At 60.4% G+C, this 26,752-nt stretch carries 21 protein-coding genes; 8 read left to right on the top strand and 13 right to left on the bottom strand.

Annotation, left to right across the window (positions count from 1 at the left end; translation table 11 throughout):
- Positions 1 to 31: 31 nt before the first annotated feature.
- The 3 genes from gyrB to ppk1 all read left to right on the top strand — a co-directional run bounded on the left by gyrB (position 32) and on the right by ppk1 (position 4,885).
- Positions 32 to 2,026, top strand: coding sequence for a DNA topoisomerase (ATP-hydrolyzing) subunit B (gyrB, locus tag AAFH49_RS10340; protein ID WP_342297877.1), 1,995 nt, complete (start codon positions 32 to 34; stop codon positions 2,024 to 2,026).
- A gap of 69 nt (positions 2,027 to 2,095) precedes the next feature.
- A complete protein-coding gene (locus AAFH49_RS10335; protein WP_342297875.1) occupies positions 2,096 to 2,476 on the top strand; it encodes a RidA family protein in 381 nt (126 codons plus the stop codon).
- 54 nt (positions 2,477 to 2,530) lie between these two features.
- Complete coding sequence (gene ppk1, locus AAFH49_RS10330) at positions 2,531 to 4,885, top strand: polyphosphate kinase 1 (RefSeq protein WP_342297873.1); 2,355 nt, start codon at positions 2,531 to 2,533, stop codon at positions 4,883 to 4,885.
- A 225-nt stretch (positions 4,886 to 5,110) separates the two neighbouring features.
- On the opposite strand, the gene AAFH49_RS10325 is transcribed toward ppk1, so the two are convergent.
- From AAFH49_RS10325 to AAFH49_RS10315, 3 genes are all read right to left on the bottom strand, one after another.
- On the bottom strand, positions 5,111 to 6,100 hold the full coding sequence (locus tag AAFH49_RS10325) for a Ppx/GppA phosphatase family protein (protein ID WP_342297871.1): 990 nt from the start codon (positions 6,098 to 6,100) through the stop codon (positions 5,111 to 5,113).
- Positions 6,101 to 6,203: 103 nt separating this feature from the next.
- A complete protein-coding gene (locus tag AAFH49_RS10320; RefSeq protein ID WP_342297869.1) occupies positions 6,204 to 7,427 on the bottom strand; it encodes a BamA/TamA family outer membrane protein in 1,224 nt (407 codons plus the stop codon).
- A gap of 249 nt (positions 7,428 to 7,676) precedes the next feature.
- On the bottom strand, positions 7,677 to 11,396 hold the full coding sequence (locus AAFH49_RS10315; RefSeq protein ID WP_342297867.1) for a BamA/TamA family outer membrane protein: 3,720 nt from the start codon (positions 11,394 to 11,396) through the stop codon (positions 7,677 to 7,679).
- Between the two features lie 112 nt (positions 11,397 to 11,508).
- On the opposite strand from AAFH49_RS10315, the gene AAFH49_RS10310 reads away from it, so the two are divergent.
- Positions 11,509 to 13,005 (top strand): FAD-dependent monooxygenase, encoded by a 1,497-nt coding sequence (locus tag AAFH49_RS10310; protein ID WP_342297865.1) that lies wholly within the window; start codon positions 11,509 to 11,511, stop codon positions 13,003 to 13,005.
- A gap of 239 nt (positions 13,006 to 13,244) precedes the next feature.
- Here the strand turns inward: AAFH49_RS10310 and AAFH49_RS10305 are convergent, their stop codons facing one another.
- The 5 genes from AAFH49_RS10305 to AAFH49_RS10285 all read right to left on the bottom strand — a co-directional run bounded on the left by AAFH49_RS10305 (position 13,245) and on the right by AAFH49_RS10285 (position 16,567).
- The gene (locus tag AAFH49_RS10305; RefSeq protein WP_342297863.1) at positions 13,245 to 13,802 is read right to left on the bottom strand and encodes a metal-dependent hydrolase; all 558 of its coding nucleotides are present in this window, start codon (positions 13,800 to 13,802) and stop codon (positions 13,245 to 13,247) included.
- Positions 13,803 to 14,007: 205 nt separating this feature from the next.
- Positions 14,008 to 14,241, bottom strand: a complete 234-nt coding sequence (locus AAFH49_RS10300; protein ID WP_342297861.1) for a hypothetical protein — start codon at positions 14,239 to 14,241, stop codon at positions 14,008 to 14,010.
- A gap of 195 nt (positions 14,242 to 14,436) precedes the next feature.
- A complete protein-coding gene (locus AAFH49_RS10295; RefSeq protein WP_342297859.1) occupies positions 14,437 to 15,126 on the bottom strand; it encodes an SIR2 family NAD-dependent protein deacylase in 690 nt (229 codons plus the stop codon).
- 202 nt (positions 15,127 to 15,328) lie between these two features.
- A complete protein-coding gene (locus AAFH49_RS10290; protein WP_342297857.1) occupies positions 15,329 to 15,745 on the bottom strand; it encodes a pyridoxamine 5'-phosphate oxidase family protein in 417 nt (138 codons plus the stop codon).
- Between the two features lie 114 nt (positions 15,746 to 15,859).
- Positions 15,860 to 16,567: a hypothetical protein gene (locus tag AAFH49_RS10285; RefSeq protein WP_342297856.1), complete on the bottom strand. Its 708-nt coding sequence runs from the start codon at positions 16,565 to 16,567 to the stop codon at positions 15,860 to 15,862.
- Between the two features lie 388 nt (positions 16,568 to 16,955).
- On the opposite strand from AAFH49_RS10285, the gene AAFH49_RS10280 reads away from it, so the two are divergent.
- The 3 genes from AAFH49_RS10280 to AAFH49_RS10270 all read left to right on the top strand — a co-directional run bounded on the left by AAFH49_RS10280 (position 16,956) and on the right by AAFH49_RS10270 (position 19,949).
- Positions 16,956 to 18,326, top strand: a complete 1,371-nt coding sequence (locus AAFH49_RS10280; protein ID WP_342297854.1) for an AAA family ATPase — start codon at positions 16,956 to 16,958, stop codon at positions 18,324 to 18,326.
- Between the two features lie 29 nt (positions 18,327 to 18,355).
- Complete coding sequence (locus tag AAFH49_RS10275) at positions 18,356 to 18,859, top strand: hypothetical protein (protein WP_342297853.1); 504 nt, start codon at positions 18,356 to 18,358, stop codon at positions 18,857 to 18,859.
- Positions 18,860 to 19,127: 268 nt separating this feature from the next.
- Positions 19,128 to 19,949, top strand: a complete 822-nt coding sequence (locus AAFH49_RS10270) for an alpha/beta fold hydrolase (RefSeq protein ID WP_342297852.1) — start codon at positions 19,128 to 19,130, stop codon at positions 19,947 to 19,949.
- 181 nt (positions 19,950 to 20,130) lie between these two features.
- Here AAFH49_RS10270 and AAFH49_RS10265 read toward each other — a convergent pair whose 3' ends face one another.
- The 3 genes from AAFH49_RS10265 to AAFH49_RS10255 all read right to left on the bottom strand — a co-directional run bounded on the left by AAFH49_RS10265 (position 20,131) and on the right by AAFH49_RS10255 (position 22,229).
- A complete protein-coding gene (locus AAFH49_RS10265) occupies positions 20,131 to 20,841 on the bottom strand; it encodes a pirin family protein (RefSeq protein ID WP_342297851.1) in 711 nt (236 codons plus the stop codon).
- Entirely contained in the window at positions 20,841 to 21,419 is a 579-nt protein-coding gene (locus AAFH49_RS10260) for a nitroreductase family protein (RefSeq protein WP_342297850.1), read from the bottom strand. The genes AAFH49_RS10265 and AAFH49_RS10260 overlap by 1 nt, the downstream gene beginning before the upstream one ends.
- Before the next feature lie 93 nt (positions 21,420 to 21,512).
- On the bottom strand, positions 21,513 to 22,229 hold the full coding sequence (locus tag AAFH49_RS10255; RefSeq protein ID WP_342297849.1) for a pirin family protein: 717 nt from the start codon (positions 22,227 to 22,229) through the stop codon (positions 21,513 to 21,515).
- 166 nt (positions 22,230 to 22,395) lie between these two features.
- Here AAFH49_RS10255 and AAFH49_RS10250 point away from each other — a divergent pair, with 166 nt between their 5' ends.
- Positions 22,396 to 23,067 carry an HAD family hydrolase gene (locus tag AAFH49_RS10250; protein ID WP_342297848.1) on the top strand — a complete coding sequence of 224 codons (672 nt, stop codon included), beginning with the start codon at positions 22,396 to 22,398 and terminating at the stop codon, positions 23,065 to 23,067.
- Between the two features lie 3 nt (positions 23,068 to 23,070).
- Here AAFH49_RS10250 and AAFH49_RS10245 read toward each other — a convergent pair whose 3' ends face one another.
- On the bottom strand, positions 23,071 to 23,919 hold the full coding sequence (locus tag AAFH49_RS10245; RefSeq protein ID WP_342297846.1) for a DUF4846 domain-containing protein: 849 nt from the start codon (positions 23,917 to 23,919) through the stop codon (positions 23,071 to 23,073).
- 67 nt (positions 23,920 to 23,986) lie between these two features.
- The gene (topA, locus tag AAFH49_RS10240; RefSeq protein WP_342297844.1) at positions 23,987 to 26,479 is read right to left on the bottom strand and encodes a type I DNA topoisomerase; all 2,493 of its coding nucleotides are present in this window, start codon (positions 26,477 to 26,479) and stop codon (positions 23,987 to 23,989) included.
- Positions 26,480 to 26,752: the final 273 nt, after the last annotated feature.

Here is a 26,752-nt window from a genome sequence, read left to right as displayed (position 1 = left end):
CGGTTTTATGACCTGATTTAATCCCGCCCTCATGAGCGAAACAACAGCAAAGATTCCCCAGTCGGACTATTCGGCCGACAGCATTCAAGTTCTCGAAGGATTGGAGGCCGTGCGCAAGCGGCCCAGCATGTACATCGGCGACACCGGCCTGAAAGGCCTGCACCATTTGGTGTGGGAAGTGGTCGATAACTCGATTGACGAAGCCCTCGCCGGGCATTGCGACCTGATTAACGTGACCATCAACGAGGACAACTCGGTGACCGTGCGCGACAACGGCCGCGGCATTCCCGTGGACTGGCACGCCAAGGAAGGCAAGTCGGCCCTGGAAGTGGTGCTGACCGTGCTGCACGCTGGCGGCAAGTTCGACAAAGGCTCCTACAAAGTATCCGGTGGCCTGCACGGCGTGGGCGTGAGCTGCGTGAACGCGCTCAGCACCGATCTGAAGGTGACCGTGCGCCGCAACGGCCACAAGTACGAGCAGGAGTATAAAATCGGCTTCCCGCAGTACCCGGTGAAGGAAGTGGGCGATACCGACGAGCACGGCACCGAGGTGCAGTTCCTGCCGGATGCCACCATCTTCTCCGAAACTGAGTACCGCTACGACACCGTGGCCTCGCGTCTGCGCGACCTTTCGTACCTCAACAAAGGCATCCGCATCACCCTCACCGACCGTCGCGAGAAGCTGGATAGCGGCGAGTTTCGCGGCGAAGAGTTTTACTCGACCGGCGGCCTGCGCGACTTCGTGCAGTACCTCGACGGTGAGCAGCGGCCTTCGCTGCTCTCGGAACCCATTTACGTGGAGAGCGAGAAGGGCGGCACGCCGGTAGAAGTGGCTCTGCAGTACAATACCTCGTACCAGGAAAATGTCTATTCCTACGTCAATAACATCAACACCATCGAGGGTGGCACGCACGTAGCGGGCTTCCGCTCGGCCGTGACGCGGGTGCTCAAGAGCTACGGCGACAAGAACAAGCTGTTCGAAAAAGCCAAAGTGGAAATCACCGGCGACGACTTCCGCGAAGGCCTCACGGCCGTTATCTCGGTGAAGGTGATGGAGCCGCAGTTTGAAGGCCAGACCAAAACCAAGCTGGGCAACTCCGAAGTGAGCGGTGCCGTGAACTCGGTGGTGGGCGAAATCCTGATGCAGTACCTGGAGGAAAACCCCAACCAGGCCAACCGCATCATGGAGAAGGTGATTCTGGCCGCCAAGGCCCGTATTGCCGCTCGTAAGGCCAAGGACATGGTGCAGCGCAAGGGCGTACTCTCCTCAAACAGCCTGCCGGGCAAGCTGGCCGACTGCTCGGAGTCGGACCCCGAAATCTGCGAGCTGTACCTCGTCGAAGGAGACTCGGCTGGTGGCACGGCCAAACAGGGGCGCAACCGGGCGTTTCAGGCCATTCTGCCGTTGCGCGGTAAAATCCTGAACGTGGAGAAAGCCCAGGAGCACCGCATTCTGGAAAACGAGGAAATCAAGAACATGATTACCGCGTTGGGCGTGAGCTTCAACGAGCGCAAGTCGCTGGCCTTCACGACGGAGGACGACGGCACCGAATCGGGGCCGCTGAACTTCAGCAAGCTGCGCTACCACAAGGTCATCATCATGACTGACGCTGATATCGACGGCTCGCACATTCGCACGCTGATTCTGACCTTCTTCTTCCGCTACATGCGCGAGCTGGTGGACCGGGGCATTATTTACATCGCCCTTCCGCCGCTCTACCTCGTGAAGCGCGGCAAAGAGGAGCGCTACTGCTGGACCGAGGAGGAGCGCAGCCAGGCCCAGGAAGACCTCGGCCGCGGCAAGCCCGAAACGGTGAACGTGCAGCGCTACAAAGGCTTGGGCGAGATGAACGCCGAGCAGCTCTGGACCACCACTATGCAGCCCATGACCCGTACCCTGAAACAGGTAACGGTAGAATCGGCCGCTGAGGCCGACCACCTGTTCTCGATGCTGATGGGTGATGAAGTGGCCCCGCGACGGGATTTCATCGAGCGCAACGCCAAGTACGCGAAACTCGACGTTTAACTTCCAACTCAATGGAAAGGCCCGCTGCAAAGTGGGCCTTTTCTTTTGGTAACTCTTCCATTCTAATCGATGCGACAATTAATTTCTTCCGGTGCGCCGTGGGAGGCCGTGGTAGGTTATTCCCGGGCCGTGCGGGTAGGCAATGTGGTAGAAGTGGCCGGCACCACGGCCCAAGATGGCGACACCGTAACTGGCACCGATGCCTATTCCCAAACCAAGCGCGTGCTGGAGAAAATTGGGGCGGCACTTAATGCAGCCGGTGCATCGTTTGAGGATGTAGTGCGTACGCGAATGTTCGTGACCGACATCTCGCAATGGGAAGAAGTGGGGCGGGCGCACGGCGAAGTTTTTGCGACAATCCGGCCGGCGGCGTCCATGCTGGAAGTTAAGGCACTGATTGACCCGCGATTGTTGGTCGAGATTGAAGCCACCGCTATTATTTCCGCGTAGAGTGTTATTCCCGGGGCATATTTCACGTATTTTGCCCTGTCATCCTTATCCATTATGAAGCTCTTCAAGTCCGCCGACCTTATCCGCAAAAGCAAATACATCAGCCGCGATTTGAGCTGGCTACGGTTCAACTACCGCGTGCTCGACCAGGTGCAGGACGCCAGCCGGGGCCTATTTGATAAGCTTAAGTTTCTGGCCATCACCAGCTCGAACCTGGACGAATTTTTCATGATTCGCGTGGGTTCGCTGTATAATTACCTTGATTACGGCAAGGAGCGGATTGACTACTCGGGCCTGCGTGAGCTGCCGTTTCGGCGCAAGCTGTTGGATTTCGCGCATCGTTTCGTGAACGACCAGAGCCTGACGTACCTGAATGAGCTGAAGCCGAACTTTGAAAAGAACGGTTTCAATATTCTCAAGATGAGCGACCTAACGGAGTTGGAAGTGAAGAAAGCTGACGGCTACTTCAAGAACACCGTGTTTCCGCTGCTCACGCCGATGGTGTACGACTCGTACCATGGCTTCCCGCTGATGATGAACCAGATGCTCATCTTTGGGGTGGTCACGCGCATTGGCAACGGCATTGCGGTGGGCCTGGATGGCGAGGCCGAGAAAGGGCAGGAGCGTCTCACCTTTGTGCAGATTCCGCAGAACCTGACGCGGTTTTTTGAACTTACGCGCAAGGACAAAGTCATTTTTGTGCCCATTGAGGAAGTGGTGCGTGAGTTTCTGCCGCGCCTGTTCCGCAACGTGGAAATTGTATCGGCCGACCTGTTCCGCATCACCCGCAACGGGGATTTCACGCTGGAAGAGTCGGATGATATTGATAATGACTTTATCAAGGAAATTCAGGTGGGCCTGAAAACCCGCAAGCGCGGCCGCGTGGTGCGCGTGGAGGTGGAGCCGAACGCCTCGCCCGTGCTGATGAACGTGCTGCGCGAGCGGTGGAACATTGATAACGGCAACGTATTCGTTATCAACTCGCTGATTGACTTGAAAGGCCTTTGGCAGATTGTGCGCCACCCCAATTTCCGGGGCCGCGCCGCCAAGACGCCGGCTTCGGTGCAGCCGCTGAGCCTGCCCGAAGGGGCCGACGAAAACCTGTTTGAATACCTCAAGCACCACGATGTGCTGCTGCACCATCCCTACAACAGCATCGAGCCGATGGTGCGGCTGCTGGAGCAGGCGGCCGTGGACCCGCACGTGCTGGGCATCAAGCAGACTATCTACCGCCTGGCCGATGACTCGCGCGTATCGGCCGCGCTGCTGAAGGCGGCCGAGAACGGCAAGCACGTTTCGGTGCTGTTTGAGGTGAAGGCGCGCTTTGACGAGGAGAAGAATATCCGCGAGGGCGCACGGCTGGAAAAGGCGGGCTGCTTCGTGATTTATGGGGTGAGCAAGTACAAGACGCACACCAAGTTGCTCATGATTATCCGTAAGGAGGGCGAGAAGGTGACGCGCTACGTGCACATCGGTTCGGGCAACTATAATGAGCAGACTTCGCGTCTCTACACTGATGTTAGTTTGCTGACAACCAACGACGTGTATGGTCACGATGTGTCGGAATTCTTCAACGTAATCACCGGGCACTCGCAGCCTGACGATTACGAGTACCTCATCACCGCGCCGAAAGACATGCGGCAACAGCTCATTCACCTCATTCGGGAGGAAGTCAAGCACGCCAAAAAAGGACTGCCCAGTGGCATCGTGATGAAGATGAACTCGCTGGAAGACAAGGAGATTATTGATGAGTTTTATCGGGCGGCGAAGGCAGGCGTGCCTATTCGCTTCATCGTGCGCGGTATTTGCTGCCTGCGGCCGGGGCGGCCGGGCCTGAGCGAGAACATTGAGGTGCGCAGCATCGTGGGCGAGTATCTGGAGCACACGCGGCTGTTTTACTTCCACAATGGCGGCGATGCCAAGGTGTATGCTGGCTCGGCCGATATCATGGTGCGCTCGTTTGACCGCCGCATTGAGGCGCTGTTCCTGATTGTGAATCCGCAGCTCAAGCGGGAGGCCATCAATATCCTGATGATGAATATGATGGACAACCAGAATAGCTACGTGATGCGGGAGGATGGGGCCTATATCCGGCAGCACCCGGCTCCCGGCGAGCCGGTGGTGAATGTGCACAAGGACTTCTTCAAGCGTGATGAGGCGCAACTGGCCACTGCCACGGCTGAAGGCCTGCTAGCCCTGCTGGGCGTGCAGGCTCAGCGCCGCGCCGATGTGGCGGCTGCTCTGGAAGCGTCGGAAGCTGCCGCCGCGCTCACCGCATTGGAGTCTGTGGAAGCCAATACGCAGGATGATTCCTTCGGCGAAGGCGGGGAACCCGACGACGTGTGCGAGGACGATGCCACGCCCGTGGGGCACATTGACGAAGCGGCAGTGGGAGCGGCGCAGGTGTAGGCGGACTGAGCCGTTTGTCATTGCGAGCGAAGCGCGGCAATCCGTCCTGTAAAAACCAGACATTCTCTTTTACCAGAAAGCCCCGATACTTCGCAGTATTGGGGCTTTCTGTTGGCAAAAAAAGCTTTGTCATATCTCAGGGCTAGTCGCACTGAGAGGACGGATTGCCGCGCTTCGCTCGCAATGACAGGTGGGCACTTCACTCACGCAATGATGACCTTAGCCTTACTCCATTTCGGCGGGCTGGTTCTGCACGTCGGGAACGGGGAGGATGGCGGGGTGGCCGCCTTCGGGGCTTAACTCGTCGAAAAACTCTTCGAACAGGGCTTGGAGCATGCCGTCTTTCAGGCCGATATCGGGCACGACCATGGTGGTGACGTTGGCCCACTGCATGGCCGAGAGGTAGATGTGGCCAGCGGGGATGATGACGTCGGCGCGGTCGGGGTTGAGCATGGCCACGTTCACGCGCTCGGTCATGCTGAGGCCGGAGAGGCGCTTGAGCGTGGTTTCGATGGCGCGGCGGGTGATGTGCTTGTCGGGGGCCGAGGAGGTGAGGCTGTAGATTTTGTTGATGTTGCCGCCCGTGCCGATGGCGCGGGTGACGTGGTATTGGCGGGCGTTGTGGCGTACCCAGGCTTCCATGCGGGCCCAGAGCTCGGCCTGGGCTTCGGTGCCGACTTCGCCGCTTTCTTCCTGCTGCATGCGGCGGATGGAACCGATTTCGAACGACTGCGCGGCCACCTTGCGGCGGTCGTGGTAGATGTTGAACTCGGTGCTGCCGCCGCCTACGTCGATGTGTAGGTAGTGGCGCTTGTCTTCCAGCACGTGCTCGATGACGCGGTTGATGTAGAAGGCTTCGTCCTGACCGTCGATTACCTTGATTTCCATGCCCAGTTCCTGACGCACGCGGGCGGCAATGGCCGCGCCATTGGCGGCCGAGCGCATGGCCGAGGTGGCGCACACGAGGTAGTGGGCCACGTCGTGCACTTCCATCAGCAGGCGCAGGGAGTGCAGGAATTTGACGAATTTTTCCTCCTTGGCGGGCGAAATCTCGCCGCTGGCAAACACGTCCTCGCCCAGCCGCATGGGGAAGCGCACGTATTCGACGCGCTTGAGGCGGTAACGGCCTTCGTAATACAGCACAGCCGATATCTGACAACGAACGGCGTTGGACCCAATATCAATGGCGGCGAGCTTGCGAAGGGGGAAATTCATGCAGGAGCGGGGGATAAATAAAACCCAAAGGTAAGCCGCCGGGCGGGGCTTTGGGCATCGATTTTGGTTGCCCGGCAGGCGGGCGGGCTGAATCCTTGCTTACTCAAAAAACCTCACCCAGGTTTAGCGAAAGGCCATTGGAGCCGTCGGCTCCGAAGCCGTAGTCGATGGCCAGATTGGTGTTGGAAACCTTGTTGAGGCGGACGCGCAGGCCGGCCCCGGCGGCGGGTACTATTTTTTCGAAGCGCCGGCTTTCCTGCTCGGTCACGCTTTGAGCATTGGCGAACACCACGCCACCCAGCAGGTGGTTGCGGCTGATGCCGTAACGGTATTCGACCTCGCCGTAGAGCAGGTCATCGCCCCGAAACCGGCCCTGGATGAAACCGCGGCCGGTGTTGCTGTACGTGTCCCAGCCGGTGCTGGGCAGGTCGAGGAAGGGCGGATTGCCGGCGATGGTGACGGCGTTGTAGGACCAGAAAGCCAGGATATTGGCTGAGCGCGGCGAGGGGTGCAGGTAGGTGCGGGCGTCGATAAGCAGCATTTCGGAGGCGGTGGTGCTGCCGAAAGACTTCAGATTGGTGCGCAGTTGGGTGCTGAGATATTCGCCGCCTTGCGGGTTGATGGCATTGGCGCGACTGTCGTGCAAAATCGACAAAACCGGCCCCGACGACACCGATGTGCCCTCAATCCCGTAGCGGTAGCGCGAAATCCGGCTCACCTCGCGGAAGCTGTTACGGCTCACGATGTCCCAATGGTAGTCGAGCTGATAGCCCAGGCCCGCGTACCAGGCCGGGGCCACGCGTCGGAGGGCGCTTTCGTAGATGCGCAGGTAGTCGTAGTTCATGCTCACCACGCGGTCGGTGGTGCTGGTGTACATGCCCAGGCCGTAGGTGCTTTGGGGATAGCGCATCAGCCGCCAGTCGCCCACGAAATACCAGCGGTTATCGGGCAGCCAGATGGAGGAGGTGGCCGTGATGATGAGCTGGTCGTTGGCGGTGTAGGCCGCCCCGGCCAGCACGGTTGAGACGTTGGCTGCCGGGCGAGCGAAGGCTAGGCTGAACGCCAGCTGTGCGATGCCACCGGTTTGCTGGGTGTAGCCGAGTACGGGCACCACCAGTAGGGCCTTCTGGCCGTGTTGTAGAGAAAGCGAATCGTGGGCGGGCAGGCGCGGGAAGGCCAGTCGGGCCACGTCCACGATATCGGCGGAGGCCGGGAGGGGTGGCGCGTCTTGGCCGTGCGCGGTAAGCGCAATGCCCAGGATGAGTAGCGGCCCGGCGGCCACGGCGCGTTTTTGCCGTAGAAAAGAGGCGCGGAGCCAAGATAACATAGGAGGGTAACCGAAAAGGGCCGGACTGGTTTCGGCCGGCTGTTTTGGCATAGACCTCGAAGGTAGCCGAAGGTTACATCGGGCGGCACGGCATTCGGCCAATGGCCGGTACGGGTCGACGTTGCGGCAATTGAGGCCGTTAGAGAGGTCGGTTCGTGAAGTAGGGTGCGGGGCTTGCCCCCGCCCGTCGTTGAACAACAGTCGTTCAGCGACGGGCGGGGGCAAGCCCCGCACCTACTACTTGTTTAATTACTTATCCAACCGGAAACCCAGCCCGAACTGAATGAGCGAGCTTTCCACCGACTTCTGATAGGATACGGCGAAGGCCAGCGTTTCGACCACCGGGGCGATGTAGAAGCCCGCACCGTAGCCCGAGTGCCAGCCGCTTGGCGAAGCACCCTGGTAGTACACGCGGCCCTGGTCGTAGAAGCCAAATACGCCGTAGTAGAAGGGCAGGAAACCATTTTTGACCTGGCCGAGGGCGAGGCGCAATTCTGTGTTGTAGTAGAGGCTGGCATCGCCGCTGAAGCGGTTGCGGTAGTAGCCGCGCAGGCCTTCGTTCTGGCCCAGGCTGGCAAATTTGTAGAAGGGAATGTCGTTGTCGGGGCCGTAGTTTTTGGCGCCGCCTCCTTTCAGCACGAGGGTGACGGGGATGCCGATTTTGGCCGTGCCGTAGTATTCGGCGAAACCTTGAGTGAGTCCGAAGTTGCTTTTGGTGCTGGTGAGCTGGTAGTAGCTGTCGTGTTGCACGCGGATGCGGACGCCACGCTGGGCGAAGCCGGGACGGTTGCGCAGGTCGAGGTCGAACACGCCGTTCAGGCCAACTAAGCTCTGCTGGCTGGTGTTGGGCCGCACGTCGGCCGGGCGGGTGTTGATGGTGCCGAGGTAGGTATTGTCGCCAAAGCTGCTGGTATAATTCTCATACGTGGGGCCGACGCGGATAACGCTGCGCTGGAGGAAGGTGCGCTCCAGGAAGGCATTCACGGTGTAGCCCTGGTAGCGGGCGTTGTAGAATTTGTTGTCGTACAGCGTCTGGTCGAAGCCGGTGTTGTTGCCCAGCCCGAAGAAGCGGTAGAAGGGGAAGTAGCTGCCGTAGCTGGCCGTGGCTCCCACGTCAACTTTGCCAATGGCATAGCGGTGCCGCGTGCTGGCCGTGAGCTGGAACAAGCCGTTGATACTGCCCTGCACATCGAACGAGTACATATTCTTATACCCCGGCTTGCGGAAGCCCTGGCGCAGGAAGGTGATGCCCGCGCTGGCACCGAATCCGTCGTTGGCGTTGTAGAACAGGCCGATGCTGGGCCGGTAGCTGTTGAATTCGAACTGCTCCCGGTCGTATTCATTCACGCCGGGGCGTGTGCTGGTGCGGTTGTCCGATTCCGAGCCAAGCTGTAATTCGGTATCGGGCAAGTCGTAGACTTTGGTGAGGCGGCGCAGACCGCTGGCGGTGGAGTTGTCGGCAATTTTATCCTTGCCGTCGCCGCCAATCACGCGCACTAGAATGCTGTGCTTGCCACCGTCGCCCGTCACAGTGAATACGTCCTTGCCGCCGAGGCCGTAGAGGCAAACTTCCTGCGTTTCGTTGGGGTTGAAGGTGCGGTCGAACAGAGCCGCGCCTTTGGGGTTTTCGGTGTCGCCAGCGCGGTCAAACATCTGCACGCGCACCTGGCCGCCGGGCAGCCGGTTCACCTGGAAAACTTCGCCCTTGTTGGAGCCAACCACGTCGACGCGGCGGGCCAGTAGGAGGTAGTATTCATCGATAGCCTTAGGCAATTCCTGAATACGGGCCTTTAGCTTGCGGTTGATATCCTGCGCCGACAAGGACTGGATTTCGGCCGGGAGTTGGGCCGTGGCCCCGTCGATAACGGCAGGCGTGATTTTGGCTTGTAGATATTTAGCGGCTTCCTGCCACTGCTCGCGGGTGAGGTCCTGGAGCAGGAACCTGTCGAGGTGGCGGGCGGGCCAGTTCAGGCTTTTCATGTCCTGAAACTTGGTTTCAAAACCTTCGATGCTGGGCACGGCCCACTCGCGGTTGGCGAGGTAGGTGAGGAAGCCATTCCAGAGGGTGAAGCTCTGGTCGCGGTCGCGCGGGATGGGGCGGTAGAGCGTGCCGCCGTCCTTCTGCTTGTAGCCGGCCCATTTCCAGTTGTCCTCGTGCTTGCCGAAATCGGCCACCAGCATGTCGAAGGCGCGGGCGCGGGCCAGAGCGGGCTCGTCCACCTTGTTGTCGTGGTCCTTGTAGAGCTTGCGAAACAGGCCGAAGCTGCGCGTTACCTCATCGGAGCCGCCGAAGCCGGGCAGGTTGGGCTTGGGGTCTTTTGGCGAGTCTTCGAGGGTGCCGAGCAGATTGGCATATTCGGCGCGGTAGGGGCCGAGTTGCTGGTTGTCGGGCAGGCGGAACAGGCGCGGACGGGCGTGCAGAATGTCCGTCTGGTCCAGCATATAGCTGATGGGCAGGTTGCTGTACGGGTTGGCCGTGGCCGTTACGTCGCGCAGCACATCCGAGGCAATGGAGTTGCGCAGCTCGGGCGGCAGAATCTTGGTCACGTCCTTGTCCACGGAGCGGAAAACGTATTCCGCACTGTCGGCCGCAATGAGCTTGAGGGAAGTGGTCTGGCGTCCGCCGCCCTTGCCGGTGGGGCGCAGACCGCCTTTTTCGGCGCTCAAATCCAGCGTTTTCACCGTGACGGGTTGCAGCCACGACGAACGGTAGATTTTGCCGATGAAGAAATTACGGCTGCCGGTGGGCTTGTATTCCGGGCCGGGCACCACGGTGGTCGTGGCCTGGAAAGGCGCGTCGGGTTTGGCTTCAGCTACGGTTTTGGTAGCGCCGGGGCAGTTGGTGATGAACGGGTTGGCGGGGGCTTTCTGGTCGCCACCCTCGGCGCAGCCTGAGCGAAAGAGGGTGGCGGAGTAAGCGTCTTTGGCCGCCTGGCCTTTGTCATCGAAGGTGAAAACGTGCGTCTTCACGGTGCCATCGGCGAAGTATTCGAGTGTAGTATAGCCTTCCTCACTTTTGCTGTAAAGCGACTGGCCTTTGGCCCCCACATGCTCACTCTCGGCAAAGCTGCCGCTCACCACGTGGTAGTTGCCCTGAAAGGGCGTGATTTGCAGGCTAAAGTCGTGGGCGGCGGCGTAAATCACGCCGGGGTTGCTTTGCAGCGTGTTCAGCAGCTCTTTTTTCAACTCCTGGTAGCGCGGGTTGGCGAGGTCGCGCGGGGTGCCCACGTTCTGGCGGTAGGCCGCGTAGATGGTGCCGAACACCGGCGGGCTGAGGTGGCGCGAAAGCGGCTCGTGGCCGCCATACACGCCGTTGGTAACCACCGGGTGGTGGCCCAGCAGCAGCACGTTCTTGTTCTTGGTTTCGTCAATCAGGTCCTGCAGCTGCTCGCGGAATTCCTCCTTGGTGAGAGTCTTACAGTCAGTGTCGGGTGCTTCGGGGCGGTCGAAGGGATGAGTGAACCATGGGGTATTGATGGCCACGAGGCGCACCAGCGGGGCCACGTCCACCACTTCGGGACCGGGGCAGCCGTTGGTGGGGATGAAGGCATTCTGGCCGGGCAGCTGCTGCTCGATGTATTTTTCGAGGCGGCGCACGGCTTTGAGGCCGGCGGGGCCGGAGTTAGCCCAGTCCTTATCGCCGGGCAGGAAGTAGATTTTGCCCTGCGGTAAGTCCTTTACCAGGGCAATGAGCTGGTCGGCGCGGTCGCGCTCGGCTTGGGCCAGGGCGGTGTCGCTTTTGGCCACCAGGCCGGTATTACCCACGATATCGCCGAGGTGCACCACGGTGAAAGGACCGGTTTGCTGCTCCAGCGTAGCACGTAGTAGCTTGAGGCGGGCGGTGGGCAGCTCGGCCTGGGCGGTGTTGCCCAGCAGGAAAACGGTGTGGGCCGGGGCCTGGGCAAAACCGGGAACCGAAGCAGTAAGAAGTAGCCCCGCAAAGAGGGCGCGAACGTAGCGAAAAGGCATAAGCGAAGAAGATATAGCCTTCTTCTACGGCAGAGGAGTAGGGTGCGGTTATTTCCAGCGGCTTGAAAGACACATTCGCCTATATTTACCGCCCAACGGGCCGCCTTCGCCGATGAATTCAACTGCTGCTAACGTGCTGATTGCCGGGGCCGGCCCCTCGGGGTTGATGCTGGCGCTGGAACTGTGCCGCCACGGCGTGCGGCCCCGCATTATCGACCCGCTGCCCGGCCCGTCGCCCCTGAGCCGGGCCCTGGTCATGCACGCCCGCACTCTGGAGCTGCTCGACCGGCACGGGCTGGCCGATACATTCGTGGCTCAGGGCGAAATGGTGCGTGGCGTGGCCCTGCGCCGGAAAGGTCGCGTGGCGGCCAAGCTGCCATTGGGCCGCATCGGTGAGGGGCTGAGCCCGTTTCCCTTTGCCCTGACCATCTCGCAGGACCAGACCGAACGGCTGCTGCGCGAGGCGCTGGCCACCCACGGCGTGGCCGTGGAATGGAACACTAGCCTCACCGGTCTCACGCAGGACGCGGCCGGAGCCACCGCCACGCTGCAAGCCCCCGGCCAGCCGCCCGAAACGGTGGCTGCCGCATACGTAGCGGGCTGCGATGGGGCGCACTCCGCCGTGCGGCACGCGCTGGGCATCGGCTTTCCGGGCGGGACGTATGAGCAGGTTTTTTTCGTGGCCGATACCGTAACCGAGGGCTTGGACGTGGATGCCCGGCTGGGGCGACTGCTGGAAGTGTCGCTGGCCCCGCGCACCTTCAATGCCTTCTTCCCGATGCCGCAGGGGCGGATGCGCGTCATCGGCCTGCTGCCGGATGGGCTGGCCGCGGAAGCCGCCAGCTTCGCCGCCGTGCAGCCGGGACTGGAGGCGGCCGAGCACGTCCGGGTGCAGTCGGTGAGCTGGTTTGCCACCTATCGGGTGCATCACCGGGTGGCCGACCATTTCCGGCAGGGTCGGGCATTTCTGGTAGGTGATGCGGGCCACATCCACAGCCCAGCCGGCGGGCAGGGCATGAACACCGGCCTCGGCGATGCCGTGAACCTGGGCTGGAAAATCGCTGCCATGCTGCAACACGCCGCCCCCGAGGCCCTGCTCGATACCTACGAGGCGGAGCGCATTCCCTTTGCCCGGCAGCTGGTGGCTACTACCGACCGCGCCTTCACCGGGGCCACGCGGGCCACGGCGTGGGCCAGCTTCGTGCGCAGCTGGGTGGCCCCGCTGCTGCTGCCGCTGGCCGTGCGTGTGCCCGCCATCCGCCGGCTGATGTTTCGCACCATCTCCCAGATTGGCATTAAGTACCCGCATTCGCCTTTGAGCCAGGGGCGGGCAGGCAGCGTGGCGGGCGGCCAGCGGCTGCCCTGGGCCGCCGGGCGCTACGAGGCGTTGCGGCCCGTGGGCTGGCATCTGCTGCATGTGGGCCCGGTGCCGGCGGCGCGGGCGTGGGCGGCAGCGCATTCATTGGCCGTCACAGAAGTTGCTCCCGCCGCTGCCGAAACGCCGGGCACCGTGTACCTCGTGCGGCCCGATGGCTACGTTGGAATAGTGGCGGCTGCGTTTAATGAAGCAGAGTTTGCCGCCTATGCCCGGCAGTGGCTGGGGGAATAGGGTACCAGTATTCAATTTAACTAAGTTGCGGCATGTCGGGCCAGCCCCAGCGGGGCGGCATATCGGTAGTAAGTCCTATAGAATTGACGTTAAAGCCCCAGCGGGGCGACATTCGTCGAACGAGTGTCGCCCCGCTGGGGCTTTTGAAATTTTAGCAGCTGTCGTTTCTACCGATATGCCGCCCCGCTGGGGCTATGGGCCGATACGCCGCTGATAGGGTAGCTCATTGACCTAGCGGACTAGCGCTGCACCAGTTTTTCCTCGCTCCGACCAACCCATAGCCTCTGCCAGCCCAGCAACAGCAGGCACGGCAGGCCCACCCATAGGGCTTCACTGGCCAGCACTCGCAGCCCCCTGGCTCCGAAGAAGCCCCGGATGCTCAGGGGTGATACTTTGATGGGCCGGAAGGGGAAGAAGTAGCGCTCCAGGTGCCAGGGGCTGAAGAATGCCACACCCAGGCCGCCGGTGGTAAGGGCATCGAGCACGCCGTGCGAGGCGGTGGCCAGGAACAGCAGCAGCGCCAGTCGCGCGGCGGGTGGCCGCTGGCCGGGGCGGGCCAACTGGGCCAGCAAAGTGCCTATGGCAGCTACTACAATGGCGGCCAGCAGTGAGTGCGTCAGCCCCCGATGGCCCCAGAGGCTGTCGTAAGGCACGCCCAGGCGGTAGCCTATCGAATCCACATCGGGCAGGGCGGCGCAGAGGGCGGCGGCCACCCAGTAGGGCCAGTGCCGATGGTCTGGGAGCAGGAGCTTGCCCAGGGTGGCCCCCAGGGCGGCGTGGCCAAATGCGGAAGCCATGAAAAGTGGGCAGGGAAAAACGCGACTGGTCCGCCTACCGGGGGCAGGCGGACCAGCGCGAAAAGGGAGTATTGGATTACCAGCGGCGAATAATGCCGGCGCGCTCAAGCAGCCACAGCACCACGACGATGCCCACGATGATAAGGGCTTTGGGCCAGAATTCGCGCCAGAAGCCGCGGGTGGGCGGGGTGGACATAGGGCGGGCTTACACGTCCATTGGGTCGGCCATCACCATGTGGTGCACGGGCAGGACCACAAATTCGGGGTGGTGGCGCAGGTCTTCGTGGTTGCTCAGGGCCCAGTCGAAGGCGGCTTGTTCGGTATTGAAGGCTTCGGGGGCTCCCGCAACTGGCCTAAGCATCATGTGATTGTGCTGGTGGGCGGCGTCGTGTTCGTTGCGTAGGCCGAACAGCTGGTATTTGGTGACGAGTCTGTACATGGCGCTAAGGTAGAAAAGAGAAGGTATTCGGTGGATGAAATTTTTCGATAATGGAATGACGGGTGACGTATGGTCTATCTGTCATCCTGAGCGGAGCGAAGGACCTTATCACGCTCGCTGTCGATAGAAATTACTGCAAGCTGTTCAGCGGCGATAAGGTCCTTCGCTGTGCTCAGGATGACAAATAGATTCTAATCACCCTTCCCCTGCCAGCTCCTTCAGCACCTTGGGCACGCCCGTACTGGCCGCCTCGGCCACGTAGCGTACGCCGCGGCGGCCGGCCTCGGGCTGGTGCGGGTCGATGACGAAGACGGGGCAGGTGGCGGGGGCGTAGTGGAGCAGGCCGGCCGCCGGGTACACTTGCAGGGAGGTGCCGACTATTAGAAGGGCATCGGCGGTAGTGACGGTTTCGGCGGCTTCTTCGATGGCGGGCACCATCTCGCCGAACCAGACGATGTGGGGGCGGAGCTGGTGGCCGTCGGGGGCAAGGTCGCCGAGGTTGATGTCGCCGGGGCAGTCGTAGACGGTGATTTCATCGGCTACGGAGCGCATCTGGTTGAGCATGCCGTGCAGGTGCAGCACGTCGGTGGAGCCGGCGCGTTCGTGCAGGTCGTCCACGTTTTGGGTGATGATGCTGACGCGCCAGTTGGGCTCTTCCTCGAAGCCGGCCAGGGCCAGGTGGGCGGCGTTGGGCTGTACGGTGCGGGCCTGGGCGCGGCGCTGGTTGTAGAAATCAAGCACCAGGGCGGGATTGCGGGCGAAGCCTTCGGGGGAGGCTACGTCTTCGACGCGGTGCTCTTCCCAGAGGCCGTTGGTGTCGCGGAAGGTGCGGATGCCGGACTCGGCCGAGACGCCGGCACCGGTAAGGACGACGAGGTGTTTCATGATTTTTGGGTAGGAGGGTGGGATGGTTAGGAGGGTAGGAGTTGGGAGAACCCCGTTATAGAACGTCATGCTGAGCGGAGCCGAAGCATCTCTACCGCAATAGTAAACCCTTTCGATTGGATTAGTTACGCGGTAGAGATGCTTCGACTGCGCTCAGCATGACGGCCTTTTTGCCTGACTGACGCTCTACAATTCCTGACGGCTACAGCGTCACTTCGCCATCCTGTTCGCCGTGCCAGAACTTGATGCGCTTGGCCTGCACGCGGATGAGCACGATGCCGGGGGTATCAATCCCGTCTTTGAACCAGCGCTTGAGCTCGGGCAGCCAGTGCTTTTCGAGCGTGGCTTTTTGGCGGATGAGGGTGGCGGTGCCCACTACGGATACATAAAGCCAATCGGGGCCGGAGAAGCCGAGGCTGACGTGCGGGTTTTCGGTGATGTCGGCGACGGTGCGGGAGCCTTCGTAGGTGAAATAGTAGGAATTGCCGTCGTATTCCACATCGCCGTTGTTGCTCATGGGGCGGGTGCTGAGGTGGCCGCGGCTGGTGTGGGTGGTGAGCAGGGCGATGTCGAGCTTCGCCATTTTGGCGGCGACGGCTTTGAGGGTGGTTTCGGCCATGATGTTTGGGCGGGAAAGGAGTGAGGGCGGAGTACGTAGGGAGGGTGGCGGTTGTTCATGGAAAAAGCCCGCTGCGGGGCAGCGGGCTTTGAAACAAGCGGGTGATGGGGCAGCCTAGGCTTTGGGCGGGGCCGCATCGGCGCGGCCGGCCGAGCCGGGGCGGTCGACCACGGCGCGGGCATCCATGACGCGGTTGTAGAAGTCGGCATCGCGGCGCTTGTATTTGCGCATGAGGCGCTGGAAACGGTCTTTGAGCAGGGTGCCGAGCTCGGCAAACTCGGCGCGGAGGCTCACGCGGGTGGCCTTGCCGTCGACCTGGGCCTGGCGGGGGGCGGTTTTCAGGCCGTTGAAGGCGGCGATGGCTTCGGCTAATTCCTTGATGCGGGCTTTGTCGATGCCGTATTCGTCTTCGAGCACGGTTTTGTGGTTGGGCAGCTCGGCGAGCAGGGCGGTGGCGACGTCGGAGAGGCGGGAGCCGCGCAGCTTGAGCATGCCGGTTTCGTTGTAGTCGGCGAGGGCTTGCAGGGCGGGGAGCTTCTTTTCAGAAGCGTAGGCGAAGACATCGCCGGCGATTTCGGCGGTAACGATGGCGAGGGTTTCGCGGGCGGTTTCCTTGTCGGACTTGCCGCCGGCGGGGGCTCCGGCATTGGCCGTGCGCTGGGTGGCGGTGCGCAGGGGCTGCATGTCAGCAATGATTTCGTCGAGGCGCTGAGCTACGGTTTGCAGCGCCTTGTCATTGGCATAGGGGCTGGGGTCAGTTTTGAGGGCGGCAGAGAGGGTTTCGGCGGCGCTGAGGCGGTTGTCCTGCTTGGCGGTGAGCATGTGTTTGGGGAAGAAAACAATGAAAAAAATGGGAGACGCAGCAGGGGGCGGAGCGCGGAAAGGCGCGGCCGGGGGGAGGAAAGGCGGGGCGGGGGTTCGGCTCTCCGAATCCTTGATTCGGAAGCCCGGGGCGGGACGTCGGAGACGTGGGGCGGGAGGTAGGAGAGCCGGGGCCGAAGGCCGGAAAGGCGGGGCGGGAGGTAGAAAGGTTGAGGCGGAAGGTAGGAAAGGCGCGGCGGCAGGTAGGAGCGCTGGGGCGGGAGGTAGGGAAAGCGTGGCGCTAGGTAGGAAAAATTGTTGGGATTATCAGGGAATGGGGGCCCCGTACCTATTCCCGCCGGCGGGCAAGTGGGCCTGAATCTGCACGGCAGGGGCTTACTTTGCCGCTATGGCTAAAAAAACAATTTCTGCGCCGGCACCCGCGCCGGCTAACCGCCCGCCGTACATGCTCATCGAGGAAATCCGGGTACAGGGGTATAAGTCGTTGGTGGATGCCACGCTACACGTGCGGCCGCTGACGCTGCTGACGGGCACGAATAGCTCGGGGAAATCGAGCATCATGCAGCCGCTGCTGTTGATTAAGCAGACGATGGAAGCGCCGTATCAGCCGGCCGGGGCGCTGGTGCTGAGTGGGGCGCACGTGCAGGCGGAAACGGCGGCGGAATTGGTAAGTAAGATTGGTTCTAATTCCGAAAGCCCGTTTGTTTTAACGTCAGTAGGCTTCAATAAAATGGTCAACTCTAATATTCCAATTTCTATTGAATTCGCATATAGTAAAGACGGCACAAATTTCCGTCTCATTTCGCAGCAAACAGTATCTGAAAATGACGAAAATTACAGAGTAAGAATTGAGCCTGAATTCACCGAAGAGGATATGCCAAATATCCTTCTAGCAGCAATAAATGAATACGAAGGAGAGCCCATTAAATCTTTGTGGACGGAATATCACAATGGTTTTTTAGAACTTCATTACATCGGCAAGGACGATAAAAAGCGAACGACCAGCAGCGGAGCGTATTTAGAAACAAGTCTTGCTTCGCTCATGCATATACCAGGTTTGCGTGGCGCGCCACAGCGCAGTTATGCAGCTACTTTCTTCAAAGAGCAAATAAAAGGCACCTTCGACCTTTATGCTGCCGGCACCGTCAGCCAGTGGCAGCAGCAACAAGACACTGAGAAACTAGCGAAACTCAACGACTACCTGCGCCGCCTCGGCCTCACCGATTCCGTCACGGCGAAAGTGAAAAACGCCAACGAAGTAGAGCTAAGCGTGAGCCGCCTGCCCGCCGGCAGCAAGGGCAAGCCTCGCAAAGCCGACATGGTGAACATTGCCGATGTGGGTATCGGCGTATCGCAGGTGCTGCCGATACTGGTTGCTCTCATCGCGGCGCAGGAGGGGCAGATAGTGTACGTGGAGCAGCCGGAGCTGCATTTGCACCCCCGGGCGCAAGTAGCAATGGCGGAGCTGCTGGCCGAGGCTGCCAACCGGGGCGTGCGCGTTATAGTGGAAACGCACAGTAGCTTGTTGCTGCTGACGGTGCAAACGCTAATTGCACAAGATAAAATCAAGAATACCGACGTGGCACTGCACTGGTTTGCGCGGGATGCCAAGGGGGCGACGACGGTAGATTATGTGCAACCCGACGAGGACGGGGCGTATGGGGAGTGGCCGGAGGATTTCGGGGATGTGGAGTTGAAGGCGCAGGATGCGTACCTGACGGCGGTAGGGATGCGGCACTTTGGCAACGCGGTGAAATAATGCGGCTGCCAACTACTTCGCGCCGCCTCGTGGTGGATACCAATGTGGCACGTTCAGCTAGCGAAAGCCTGCATCCGGTTTCGGATGCCTGCCGACGGGTGATGGAAACGATGTTTGACGGACAGCACTATGTTGTGCTATCGGCTACGCAGTTCATGGAGTGGCAAAAGCATCAGTCGGGTTATTCTAAGCGGTGGCTGGTTCGCATGAAGGCAAAAAAGCTCTGGCACATTCTGGCACCAGAGCCGGATAGTGGATTAGCAGCCCGGGCCAAAAAAATAGCATGTACCGAAGCGGTGCGACAGGAGATATTGAAGGACCTGCATTTGCTGGAAAATGCGCTGACGACTGACAAAGTCGTGTTGTCGATGGAAACGAATGTTTTCGACCTTTTCAGCGAGCACAAGAAGGTGCTGAAAGTGCCACATCCGGTGGCGTGGGTGAATCCGAAGGATGATATTGACGCTTGCGTAGCGTGGATAGAGGCCGGGGCGGATGTTGCGAAGGCGCGTTGTGTTCCGGCCAGCGCTTAGCGAATCAGAAGCCCCAGAAACGTGAAACGCGCCGCCGCTCCCGTAACCGGAGCAGCGGCGCGTTTTTGGTGTTGCGGGTGTGGGCTGCGGCCGGTAGGCGCGGGGAGCCGGCTCACCTCGGCGGATGCTGTTGAGGAAATAGATAATATTTAGGAAACATTATATTCTGGCGCCTGGCGGTTAGCTTTACAAGGCAGGGCTGCCGGGCGGCATACCACAACGCCGGTGCCCTGACGCCTTTTCTCACCTTATTTACTGCAACGTACTTATGGCAACAATCACGGTAAAAGACGGAACCGAAATCTATTACAAGGACTGGGGCACGGGCCAGCCGCTGGTGTTTCACCACGGGTGGCCGCTGTCGAGCGACGACTGGGATTCCCAGCTGATGTTTTTCCTGAATAAGGGCTACCGGGTTATCGCGGCCGACCGCCGCGGGCACGGCCGCTCGGGGCAAAGCTCAACCGGCCACGACATGGACACCTACGTGGCCGATATCATCGAACTGGTCGACCACCTCGACCTGAAGGATGCCGTGCACATCGGTCATTCTACGGGCGGAGGGGTAGCCATCCGCTACGCCGCCCGGGCGGCGAAGGGCCGCGTGGCCAAGGCGGTGCTCATCAGCGCCGTGCCGCCCCTGATGGCGCAAACCCCCACTAACCCCGACGGCGTGCCCATGTCGGTATTTGATGAAATCCGGGAGAGCACGGCCACCAACCGGGCGCAATACTTCCAGGATTTCTCCATGCCCTTCTATGGTTACAACCGCGAAGGAGCCCAGATAAAGCAGGGCATCCGCGACAACTGGTGGCGGCAGGGCATGAACGGCGGAGCCAATGCCCACTACCTCGGCATCAAGGCCTTCTCGGAAACCGATTTCACCGAGGACCTCAAAAGCGTGGCCGTGCCCGTGCTGCTGCTGCACGGCGAAGACGACCAAATCGTGCCGTTTGCCATCAGCAGCGCCAAGTCCATCAAGCTGCTGCAACATGGGAAATTGATTTCGTACCCCGGTTTCCCCCACGGTATGCCTGCCACGGAGGCTGCGACTATTAATGCCGATTTGCTGGCCTTTATTCAGGGCTAGGGGATTCTAGCTTGTTCTTGATTCAACAAAAAAGCTGCCCTGGTATGGGGCAGCTTTTTTGTGTTATTGGGTTGGTAGCCCAGTTGTAGAGACGCATAATTGCGTCTCGTCGGCCGCATCGTTCGGATATCGTTCAACGACGAGACGCAATTATGCGTCTCTACGCGTTTCAAATAACCTTTTAATGGTTAATCGGGCATTCAATGAGCAGAAACCGGGTATCGGCCGCTGCTTCGAGGCTCACGCTGTCCGTTTCCCAGATGCCGAGGCTGTCGCGGGTGCCTACTTCCTGGCCGGCTACCGTTACGGAGCCGCTGATGACGAACAGAAACAGCAACTTATTCAGCGGCTTGAAGCTGTAGGCCACCGTTTGGGCTTCGGTATAGTAGCCGAGGGAGAGCTTGGCGTTCTGGTTAATCCAGCAGTGGGCCTGGCCTTCCTCGTTGCTCACGATGGTGGTGAGCTTATTGGGGCGCTGGGCTTCCGGGAACTGGCGGCGCTGGTAGCGCGGGCCGATGTTCTGGAGCTTGGGCTCAATCCAGATTTGCAGGAAATTCACGTCGGTATCGCCCACGTTGTGCTCCTCGTGGCGCAGGCCGGAGCCGGCGCTCATAATTTGCACCCAGTCCTGGTGCACCACTTCAGTATAGCCGAGGGTGTCCTTGTGGTTCATGCTGCCGGCCAGCATCACCGAAATGATTTCCATGTTGGCGTGGCCGTGAATGCCAAAGCCGCCGCCGGGCTGCACCACGTCGTCGTTGAACACGCGGAGCAGGCCGAACCCGCTACGCTCGGGGTCGGGGTAGGGGCCGAAGCTGAGCGAGAGGTGGCTTTTCAGCCAGCCAATGTCTTTGAGGCCGCGGTCGGCGGCGCGGGTGAGGCGGGTTTTCATTAGGCGGGCAGCTCGTTCTGGAAGGCGAATTCTGCTACCGGCTTGCGGCTGCGGGCGGCTTTCTCGCGGCTCAGGTAGGGCTCTTCAAGTTGCTCGGCTTCGCCGATGTAGCCCAGGGCCATTATCACGGCCGGGGTCAGGTTATCGGGGAGGTTGAAGTCGCGGCGGGTTTTCTCACGGTCGAAGCCGCCCATGAGGTGGCCGTGCAGGCCCAGCGCGGTGGCTTCGAGGAAGAGGGTAGCGTTGGCCGCGCCGAGGTCGTGCATGGCCGCGCCGTTGGGCTGGCCGTCGGCGTTGGCCGTTTGGGCCAGGGCGATGATGAGCACGGGCGCATTTTTGGCCCAGGGTTGGTTACCCGGCACCAGACAATCGAGGATTTTTTGGAAGGCAGCCGTGTCGGCCTTGTGGGCATAGATGTACTGCCAGGGCTGCAAATTCATGGCGCTGAAGGCCCAGGAGGCAGCTTCAAACACTTGGTTCAATTTCTCCTGCTCCACGGGCTGGGCCGCGAAAGAGCGCGGGCTCCAGCGGTTGCGGATGAGCTCGTGGACGGGGTAGGTGGTGGGGGCGGGTTTCATAAGGTTGGGTTGGTACTTGGTATTGGGTAGTCAGTAGTGAGATTTATTCCGGGATTCGGCATTCCGTCTCACTACCGACTACTGCAACAAAAGTTAAAATTCCATCGGTACTTCCATCAGCAGCAGCTCGGCGTTGCTGTCGGCGCTGATTACCAGTTTGTCGGTTTCCCAGATGCCGAAGCCGTCGCGACGGTGCAGGGCCTGGCCGTTGATGGTCACGTCGCCTTCCAGCACGAAGGCGTAGACGCCGTTGCCGGCCTTTTTCACGGCGTAATCGGTCGTAAAGCCTTTATCGAGGTTGCCGATGTGGAACCAGGCATCCTGGTTGATGTGCGGGTTGGTGCCATCGCCGGCGGGCGATACTACTTGCAGCAATTGGTTGTGGCGGGCCTCCGGGGCGAAGGTTTCCTGGCCGTAATTAGGCTTGATGCCGCGCTCCTTGGGGAACACCCAGATTTGCAGGAATTTTACTTCCTGGTGCTGGTTGTGGTTTTTCTCGGAGTGGGCCACGCCGGTGCCGGCGCTCATCACCTGCACGTCGTTCTGGCGGATGACGGTTTTGTTGCCCATCGAATCCTGGTGCTCCAAATCGCCGGACAGCGGGATGGAGATAATCTCCATGTTATCGTGCGGGTGCTTGCTGAAGCCCATGCCACCGGATACGGTGTCGTCGTTCAGCACGCGCAATGCGCCGAAATGCACGCGCTCGGGGTTGTTGTAGCCGGCGAAGCTGAAGGTGTGAAAGGAATTGAGCCAGCCATGATTGGCGTGGCCACGGGTGTTGGCGAGATGCAGAACGGTGTTAGCCATGATAGGGGCTTTGGTTAGGTGCTTTGATATGACAAATGTATGTACATTTGATGTATATACATCATTGACCGCAAAAAAGTTTTCGGACTTCTATTATTTCCACTGAGAGTAAGGGCTGGGCAACTAGCCGGTACCTTTGCCGACAGTATTCCCTGCTTCCGCATTCATGATTCGTACGGTAATCTTCGACATGGACGGCGTCATCATCGACACCGAGCCCATTCACCACGACGCTTTTTTTACGCAGTTTGCCGAGCTGGGCATTCCCGTTTCGGCCGCTGAGTACGCCACTTTTCTGGGCAAGTCGACGCGCAACGTGTTCCAACTCCTCAAGCAGAAGTACGGTCTTTCTCAAGACGTAGAAGACATGGTGCTGCGCAAGCGCGAGCTGTTCAACAAGTCCTTCGACGAAGATGCCACCCTCGACCTGCTGCCCGGCGTGCGCGTGCTCATCGAAGACCTGCGCCGCCACGACGTGCAGCTGGTCGTAGCGTCCTCCGCCTCCAAAGCCACCATTGCCCGGGTGTTCGACCGCTTCGGACTGGACGAGTATTTCACGCACCGCATCAGCGGCGAGGATTTCGCCGAGTCCAAGCCCAACCCGGCCATCTTCCTCCGCGCCGCCGAGCTGGCCGATACGCCCGTCACCGCCTGCATCGTCATCGAAGACGCGGCTAACGGCGTGGCAGCCGCCAAGGCGGCCGGCATCTACTGCATCGCCTACGTCAGCCCGCATTCCGAAGGCCAGAACCTGCACCAGGCCGACCGCATTATCCGAAGTTTCGACGAACTCAGTGCCATTAGCATCGAAGCCATTGTGCCAGTAATCCAGGCCTAGCAGCTACTCAAACCGCTTCAACTCCTCGCGGGCAAACGTCCATTCCGGCGTATTAAATTCGGCCACGGCCGGCCCAGGCACCGCGAACCAAGCTCCAAGCGCGGGTGCGTCAATATTGCGCAGTACATGGATGCTCTGCGCTGGCATATAACTCTGCGCCAGTAGCACGTATTTCTGATGTGTTGTCGGATTTTCGGCCACATCCACCACCAGCACCGCGTGGCCGGGCGCGCCGCCGTGAATGAGCACATCGCCGGGCTGCACCTGCGGCAGCGGTACCGGGCGTAGCTCCCGGCTCAGGGATTTCGTGCCCGCGTAGCCGAACGTGGGCACCAGGTAGCGGGCCAATGCCGCGTGGGTAGGAGCCTCGGCAGGTCGGGTAGCAGGCAGCACTTCCTCATTCGCCACCCGAAACGTGCGCCCCGCCACGAAATCCGAAAACCAGAAATCATAGCCCGTGGTGAGGTGGAAATGCACCTTGTTTGGGTCGTGACTGAACACGTACTCCGCCCGCAGCCGAATGACAGCATCCGCGCACTGCTGCAAATCCTGGGGCGGCACGTCGATGTCGACCACGGCTGCTACCACGTCCTGGCGGTCTTTTAGCTTTCCGTCAAACAAGCGGGCCTGGGTGCCGGCTGGGCGCAGGGGCAATCCACGTAGCCACTCGCCCCAGCTACCGGCTGTTACTGCCAGGCGCTGGCAGCCTTTCGGTGTAGGAAAGCGCGTAGCCAACGTCGCATCATTTGCGTGGTTGAGCCACAGATAGGCCGGCTTGGCAACAGGCCCAGCTGATATTCCTGCCAACAGACTAAGTACTGAGGCCAGAAATAATAGGTTGATAATCGCCATGCGTGCTTAAGCAAAAAGCCCGCATCGTGCGGGCTTTTTGTGAAACTCAAACGGCGGAAAGTCGCAATTATTTTGCTTTTGCTGTGGCAGTTTTGGCTGGGGCTTTTTTAGCAGCAGGCTTTTTAGTGGCGGGTTTCTTGGCCGCCGGCTTCTTGGCTGCTGTGGCTTTCGCAGCCTTCTTGGCTGGTGCGTCCGAATCCTTTTCCTCCTTGGCGGGAGCGGCTTTCTTGCCGAAACGGCCGCCCTTAGGCTTCTCGGGCGTGGCATCGGCCAGCTCGATGCAGCGCTCCAGGGTCAGTTCCGTGGGCTCTTCGCCTTTGGGAATCTTCACGTTCTTCTTGCCCGCCACGATGTAGGGGCCGAAGCGACCATTCAGCACTTGGATATCGGGGTTTTCGGGGAAACTCTTGATGAGGCGCTCCGCGTCGGTTTTGCGCTTGTTCTCAATCAGGGCCACGGCTTCTTCGGCTGTGATGGTGTGCGGGTCCTGCTCCTTGGTGAGGGAGAAGAACTTGCTGTCGTGCCGGATGTAGGGGCCGAAACGACCCAGCGCAGCCGTCATGGCTTTGTCCTCAAACTCACCCACTACGCGGGGCAGCTTGAACAACTCCAGCGCGTCTTCCAGCGTGATGCTTTCGATAAACTGACCCTTGCGCAGGTTGGCGTAGGCGGGCTTGGTTTCGCCTTCGGTATCGCCCAGGGCCACGTAGGGGCCGTATTTGCCCAGGCGGGCCGATATGCGCTCGCCGGTTTCGGGGTGCACGCCCAACTCGCGGGTAGCGCCTACAGTGCTGCGGTCGATGTCCTGCCCGGCCTCAATGGTCGCGTGGAACTTGCCGTAGAAGCCGGTCAGCATCTGCGTCCAGTTCTCGTGGCCGTTGGCAATTTGGTCAAACTCGTCCTCCACCTTGGCCGTGAACTGGTAGTCCACAATCACCGGAAAGTGAGCCACCAGAAAGTCATTCACAATCATGGCCGTATCCGTCGGGAACAGCTTAGCTTTCTCTGCGCCGTAGTTCTCGGTTTTTACTTCGGTCTTGACGGTGTTATCCTCCAGCGTCAGTACATGGAACTTGCGCTCCTTGCCCTCACGGGTATCTTTTTCCACGTAGCCGCGCTTCTGCACGGTGCTGATGGTAGGCGCATAAGTCGAAGGCCGGCCAATGCCCATTTCCTCCAGCTTTTTCACCAGCGAAGCCTCGGTGTAACGCGCCGGGGGCGACGAAAACCGCTCCGTGGCGCTCAGGCGCTGCAAGGGAAGGTTCTGCCCCACGCTCAACGGCGGCAGGCCGCGCGAGAAGCTCGATTCGCCGTCTTTGGCATCGTCCTCATCCTCGTCGTCCTTGCTCTCCGCATACACTTTCAGGAAGCCCTCGAACGTAATCACCTCACCCGTGGCCGAGAGCGTAACGCCCGGCTGCGTGCTGATACCAATCACGGCCGTGGTGCGCTCAATTACCGCCTCTGCCATCTGCGAAGCCATGGCCCGCTTGCGAATGAGGTCGTACAAACGTTGCTCCGACGCATCCGAGCCCGCTTTCACCGCGCTGAAATCAGTAGGGCGAATGGCTTCGTGCGCCTCCTGAGCCGATGCCGACTTGGTCTTAAAAGTGCGCAGGTGGTGGTATTCCGCACCGTAGGAAGCCGTAATAGTGGCTTGCGCACCTGCCAACGCTTCCTGGCTCAGGTTCACCGAGTCCGTCCGCATATAGCTGATTTTACCAGCTTCGTACAGCTTCTGAGCCACGCTCATCGTCTGGGCCACCGAGAAACCAAGCTTGCGCGAAGCCTCCTGCTGCAAAGTCGAAGTCGTGAACGGCGCAGCGGGGCTGCGCTTGCCGGGCTTCTTGTCCAGGCTTTCGATTTGATACGAAGCGCCTACGCAGCGCTCTAGGAAAGCCTCGGCTTCGGCGCGTACCTTATAACGAGTGGGCAATTCGGCTTCCAGCACCGCACCACGGCCGGCATCGAAGCGGGCCACCACGCGGTAGGCGCTGGCCGAAAGGTGGTTGGCCACCTCGCGCTCGCGCTCCACTACCAGTCGCACGGCTACGCTTTGCACGCGGCCAGCGCTCAGGCCGGGCTTCACCTTTTTCCAGAGCACGGGGCTCAACTCGAAACCCACGAGGCGGTCGAGCACGCGGCGGGCCTGCTGGGCATTCACCAAATCCTGGTTCACCGTGCGCGGGTCGGCGATGGCGGCCAGAATGGCGTTTTTGGTGATTTCGCGGAAAACAATGCGGCGCGTTTTGGCTTCGGGCAGGTTCAACGTTTCGGCCAAATGCCACGAGATGGCTTCGCCCTCGCGGTCATCGTCACTCGCTAACCAGACGGTTTCGGCTTCCTTCGAAAGTTTTTTTAGCTGCGCGATGAGTTCGCGCTTGTCCGGCGAAACCACGTAAGTAGGCTTGAAACCATTGGCAATGTCGATGGCATTATTGTCCTTCGGCAAGTCGCGAACGTGGCCGTAGCTGGAACGCACCACGAAATCCTGGCCGAGGTAGCCTTCAATGGTTTTCGCCTTGGCCGGCGACTCGACGATAACTAAATTCTTGACCATGTGGGCGGGTAAGGGGTGCGGCAGTAGGAATGGGGGCTGTGGAGGTGAAACGACCAGCTGCGACGAAAAGTTAAAATTGGCCGCAAAGATGCCGCTTAATTCTTAGCAGTCGCATTCGGTAGCAATAATCCGGCCGGAGCCGCGCTCCGGGAACGACTCTGCGGCCCGACGGGTTCAGCGCCGTAGCGGATGGGGTTACCTTTGCTTATTCGCGGCTAACCCCCGTACTTCGCCCTCCAATTAGCTTTCCCCTTCCCGACTCGATACCCGTAC

The organism is Hymenobacter segetis (genome assembly GCF_038448715.1).
GTDB lineage: Bacteria > Bacteroidota > Bacteroidia > Cytophagales > Hymenobacteraceae > Hymenobacter > Hymenobacter segetis.
This window is presented reverse-complemented; position numbering and strand designations above follow the sequence as displayed.

Excerpts from the sequence above, each read along its gene's own strand:
- AAFH49_RS10265 (WP_342297851.1), bottom strand. The coding sequence starts at position 20,841 with ATGAAAACCCGCCTCACCCGCGCCGCCGACCGCGGCCTCAAAGACATT.
- AAFH49_RS10250 (WP_342297848.1), top strand. The coding sequence starts at position 22,396 with ATGATTCGTACGGTAATCTTCGACATGGACGGCGTCATCATCGACACC.
- AAFH49_RS10285 (WP_342297856.1), bottom strand. The coding sequence starts at position 16,567 with ATGCTCACCGCCAAGCAGGACAACCGCCTCAGCGCCGCCGAAACCCTC.
- AAFH49_RS10270 (WP_342297852.1), top strand. The coding sequence starts at position 19,128 with ATGGCAACAATCACGGTAAAAGACGGAACCGAAATCTATTACAAGGAC.
- AAFH49_RS10335 (WP_342297875.1), top strand. The coding sequence starts at position 2,096 with ATGCGACAATTAATTTCTTCCGGTGCGCCGTGGGAGGCCGTGGTAGGT.
- AAFH49_RS10280 (WP_342297854.1), top strand. The coding sequence starts at position 16,956 with ATGGCTAAAAAAACAATTTCTGCGCCGGCACCCGCGCCGGCTAACCGC.
- gyrB (WP_342297877.1), top strand. The coding sequence starts at position 32 with ATGAGCGAAACAACAGCAAAGATTCCCCAGTCGGACTATTCGGCCGAC.
- AAFH49_RS10260 (WP_342297850.1), bottom strand. The coding sequence starts at position 21,419 with ATGAAACCCGCCCCCACCACCTACCCCGTCCACGAGCTCATCCGCAAC.
- AAFH49_RS10245 (WP_342297846.1), bottom strand. The coding sequence starts at position 23,919 with ATGGCGATTATCAACCTATTATTTCTGGCCTCAGTACTTAGTCTGTTG.
- AAFH49_RS10325 (WP_342297871.1), bottom strand. The coding sequence starts at position 6,100 with ATGAATTTCCCCCTTCGCAAGCTCGCCGCCATTGATATTGGGTCCAAC.
- AAFH49_RS10300 (WP_342297861.1), bottom strand. The coding sequence starts at position 14,241 with ATGTACAGACTCGTCACCAAATACCAGCTGTTCGGCCTACGCAACGAA.
- AAFH49_RS10295 (WP_342297859.1), bottom strand. The coding sequence starts at position 15,126 with ATGAAACACCTCGTCGTCCTTACCGGTGCCGGCGTCTCGGCCGAGTCC.
- AAFH49_RS10315 (WP_342297867.1), bottom strand. The coding sequence starts at position 11,396 with ATGCCTTTTCGCTACGTTCGCGCCCTCTTTGCGGGGCTACTTCTTACT.
- topA (WP_342297844.1), bottom strand. The coding sequence starts at position 26,479 with ATGGTCAAGAATTTAGTTATCGTCGAGTCGCCGGCCAAGGCGAAAACC.
- AAFH49_RS10255 (WP_342297849.1), bottom strand. The coding sequence starts at position 22,229 with ATGGCTAACACCGTTCTGCATCTCGCCAACACCCGTGGCCACGCCAAT.
- AAFH49_RS10305 (WP_342297863.1), bottom strand. The coding sequence starts at position 13,802 with ATGGCTTCCGCATTTGGCCACGCCGCCCTGGGGGCCACCCTGGGCAAG.
- AAFH49_RS10320 (WP_342297869.1), bottom strand. The coding sequence starts at position 7,427 with ATGTTATCTTGGCTCCGCGCCTCTTTTCTACGGCAAAAACGCGCCGTG.
- AAFH49_RS10310 (WP_342297865.1), top strand. The coding sequence starts at position 11,509 with ATGAATTCAACTGCTGCTAACGTGCTGATTGCCGGGGCCGGCCCCTCG.
- AAFH49_RS10290 (WP_342297857.1), bottom strand. The coding sequence starts at position 15,745 with ATGGCCGAAACCACCCTCAAAGCCGTCGCCGCCAAAATGGCGAAGCTC.
- ppk1 (WP_342297873.1), top strand. The coding sequence starts at position 2,531 with ATGAAGCTCTTCAAGTCCGCCGACCTTATCCGCAAAAGCAAATACATC.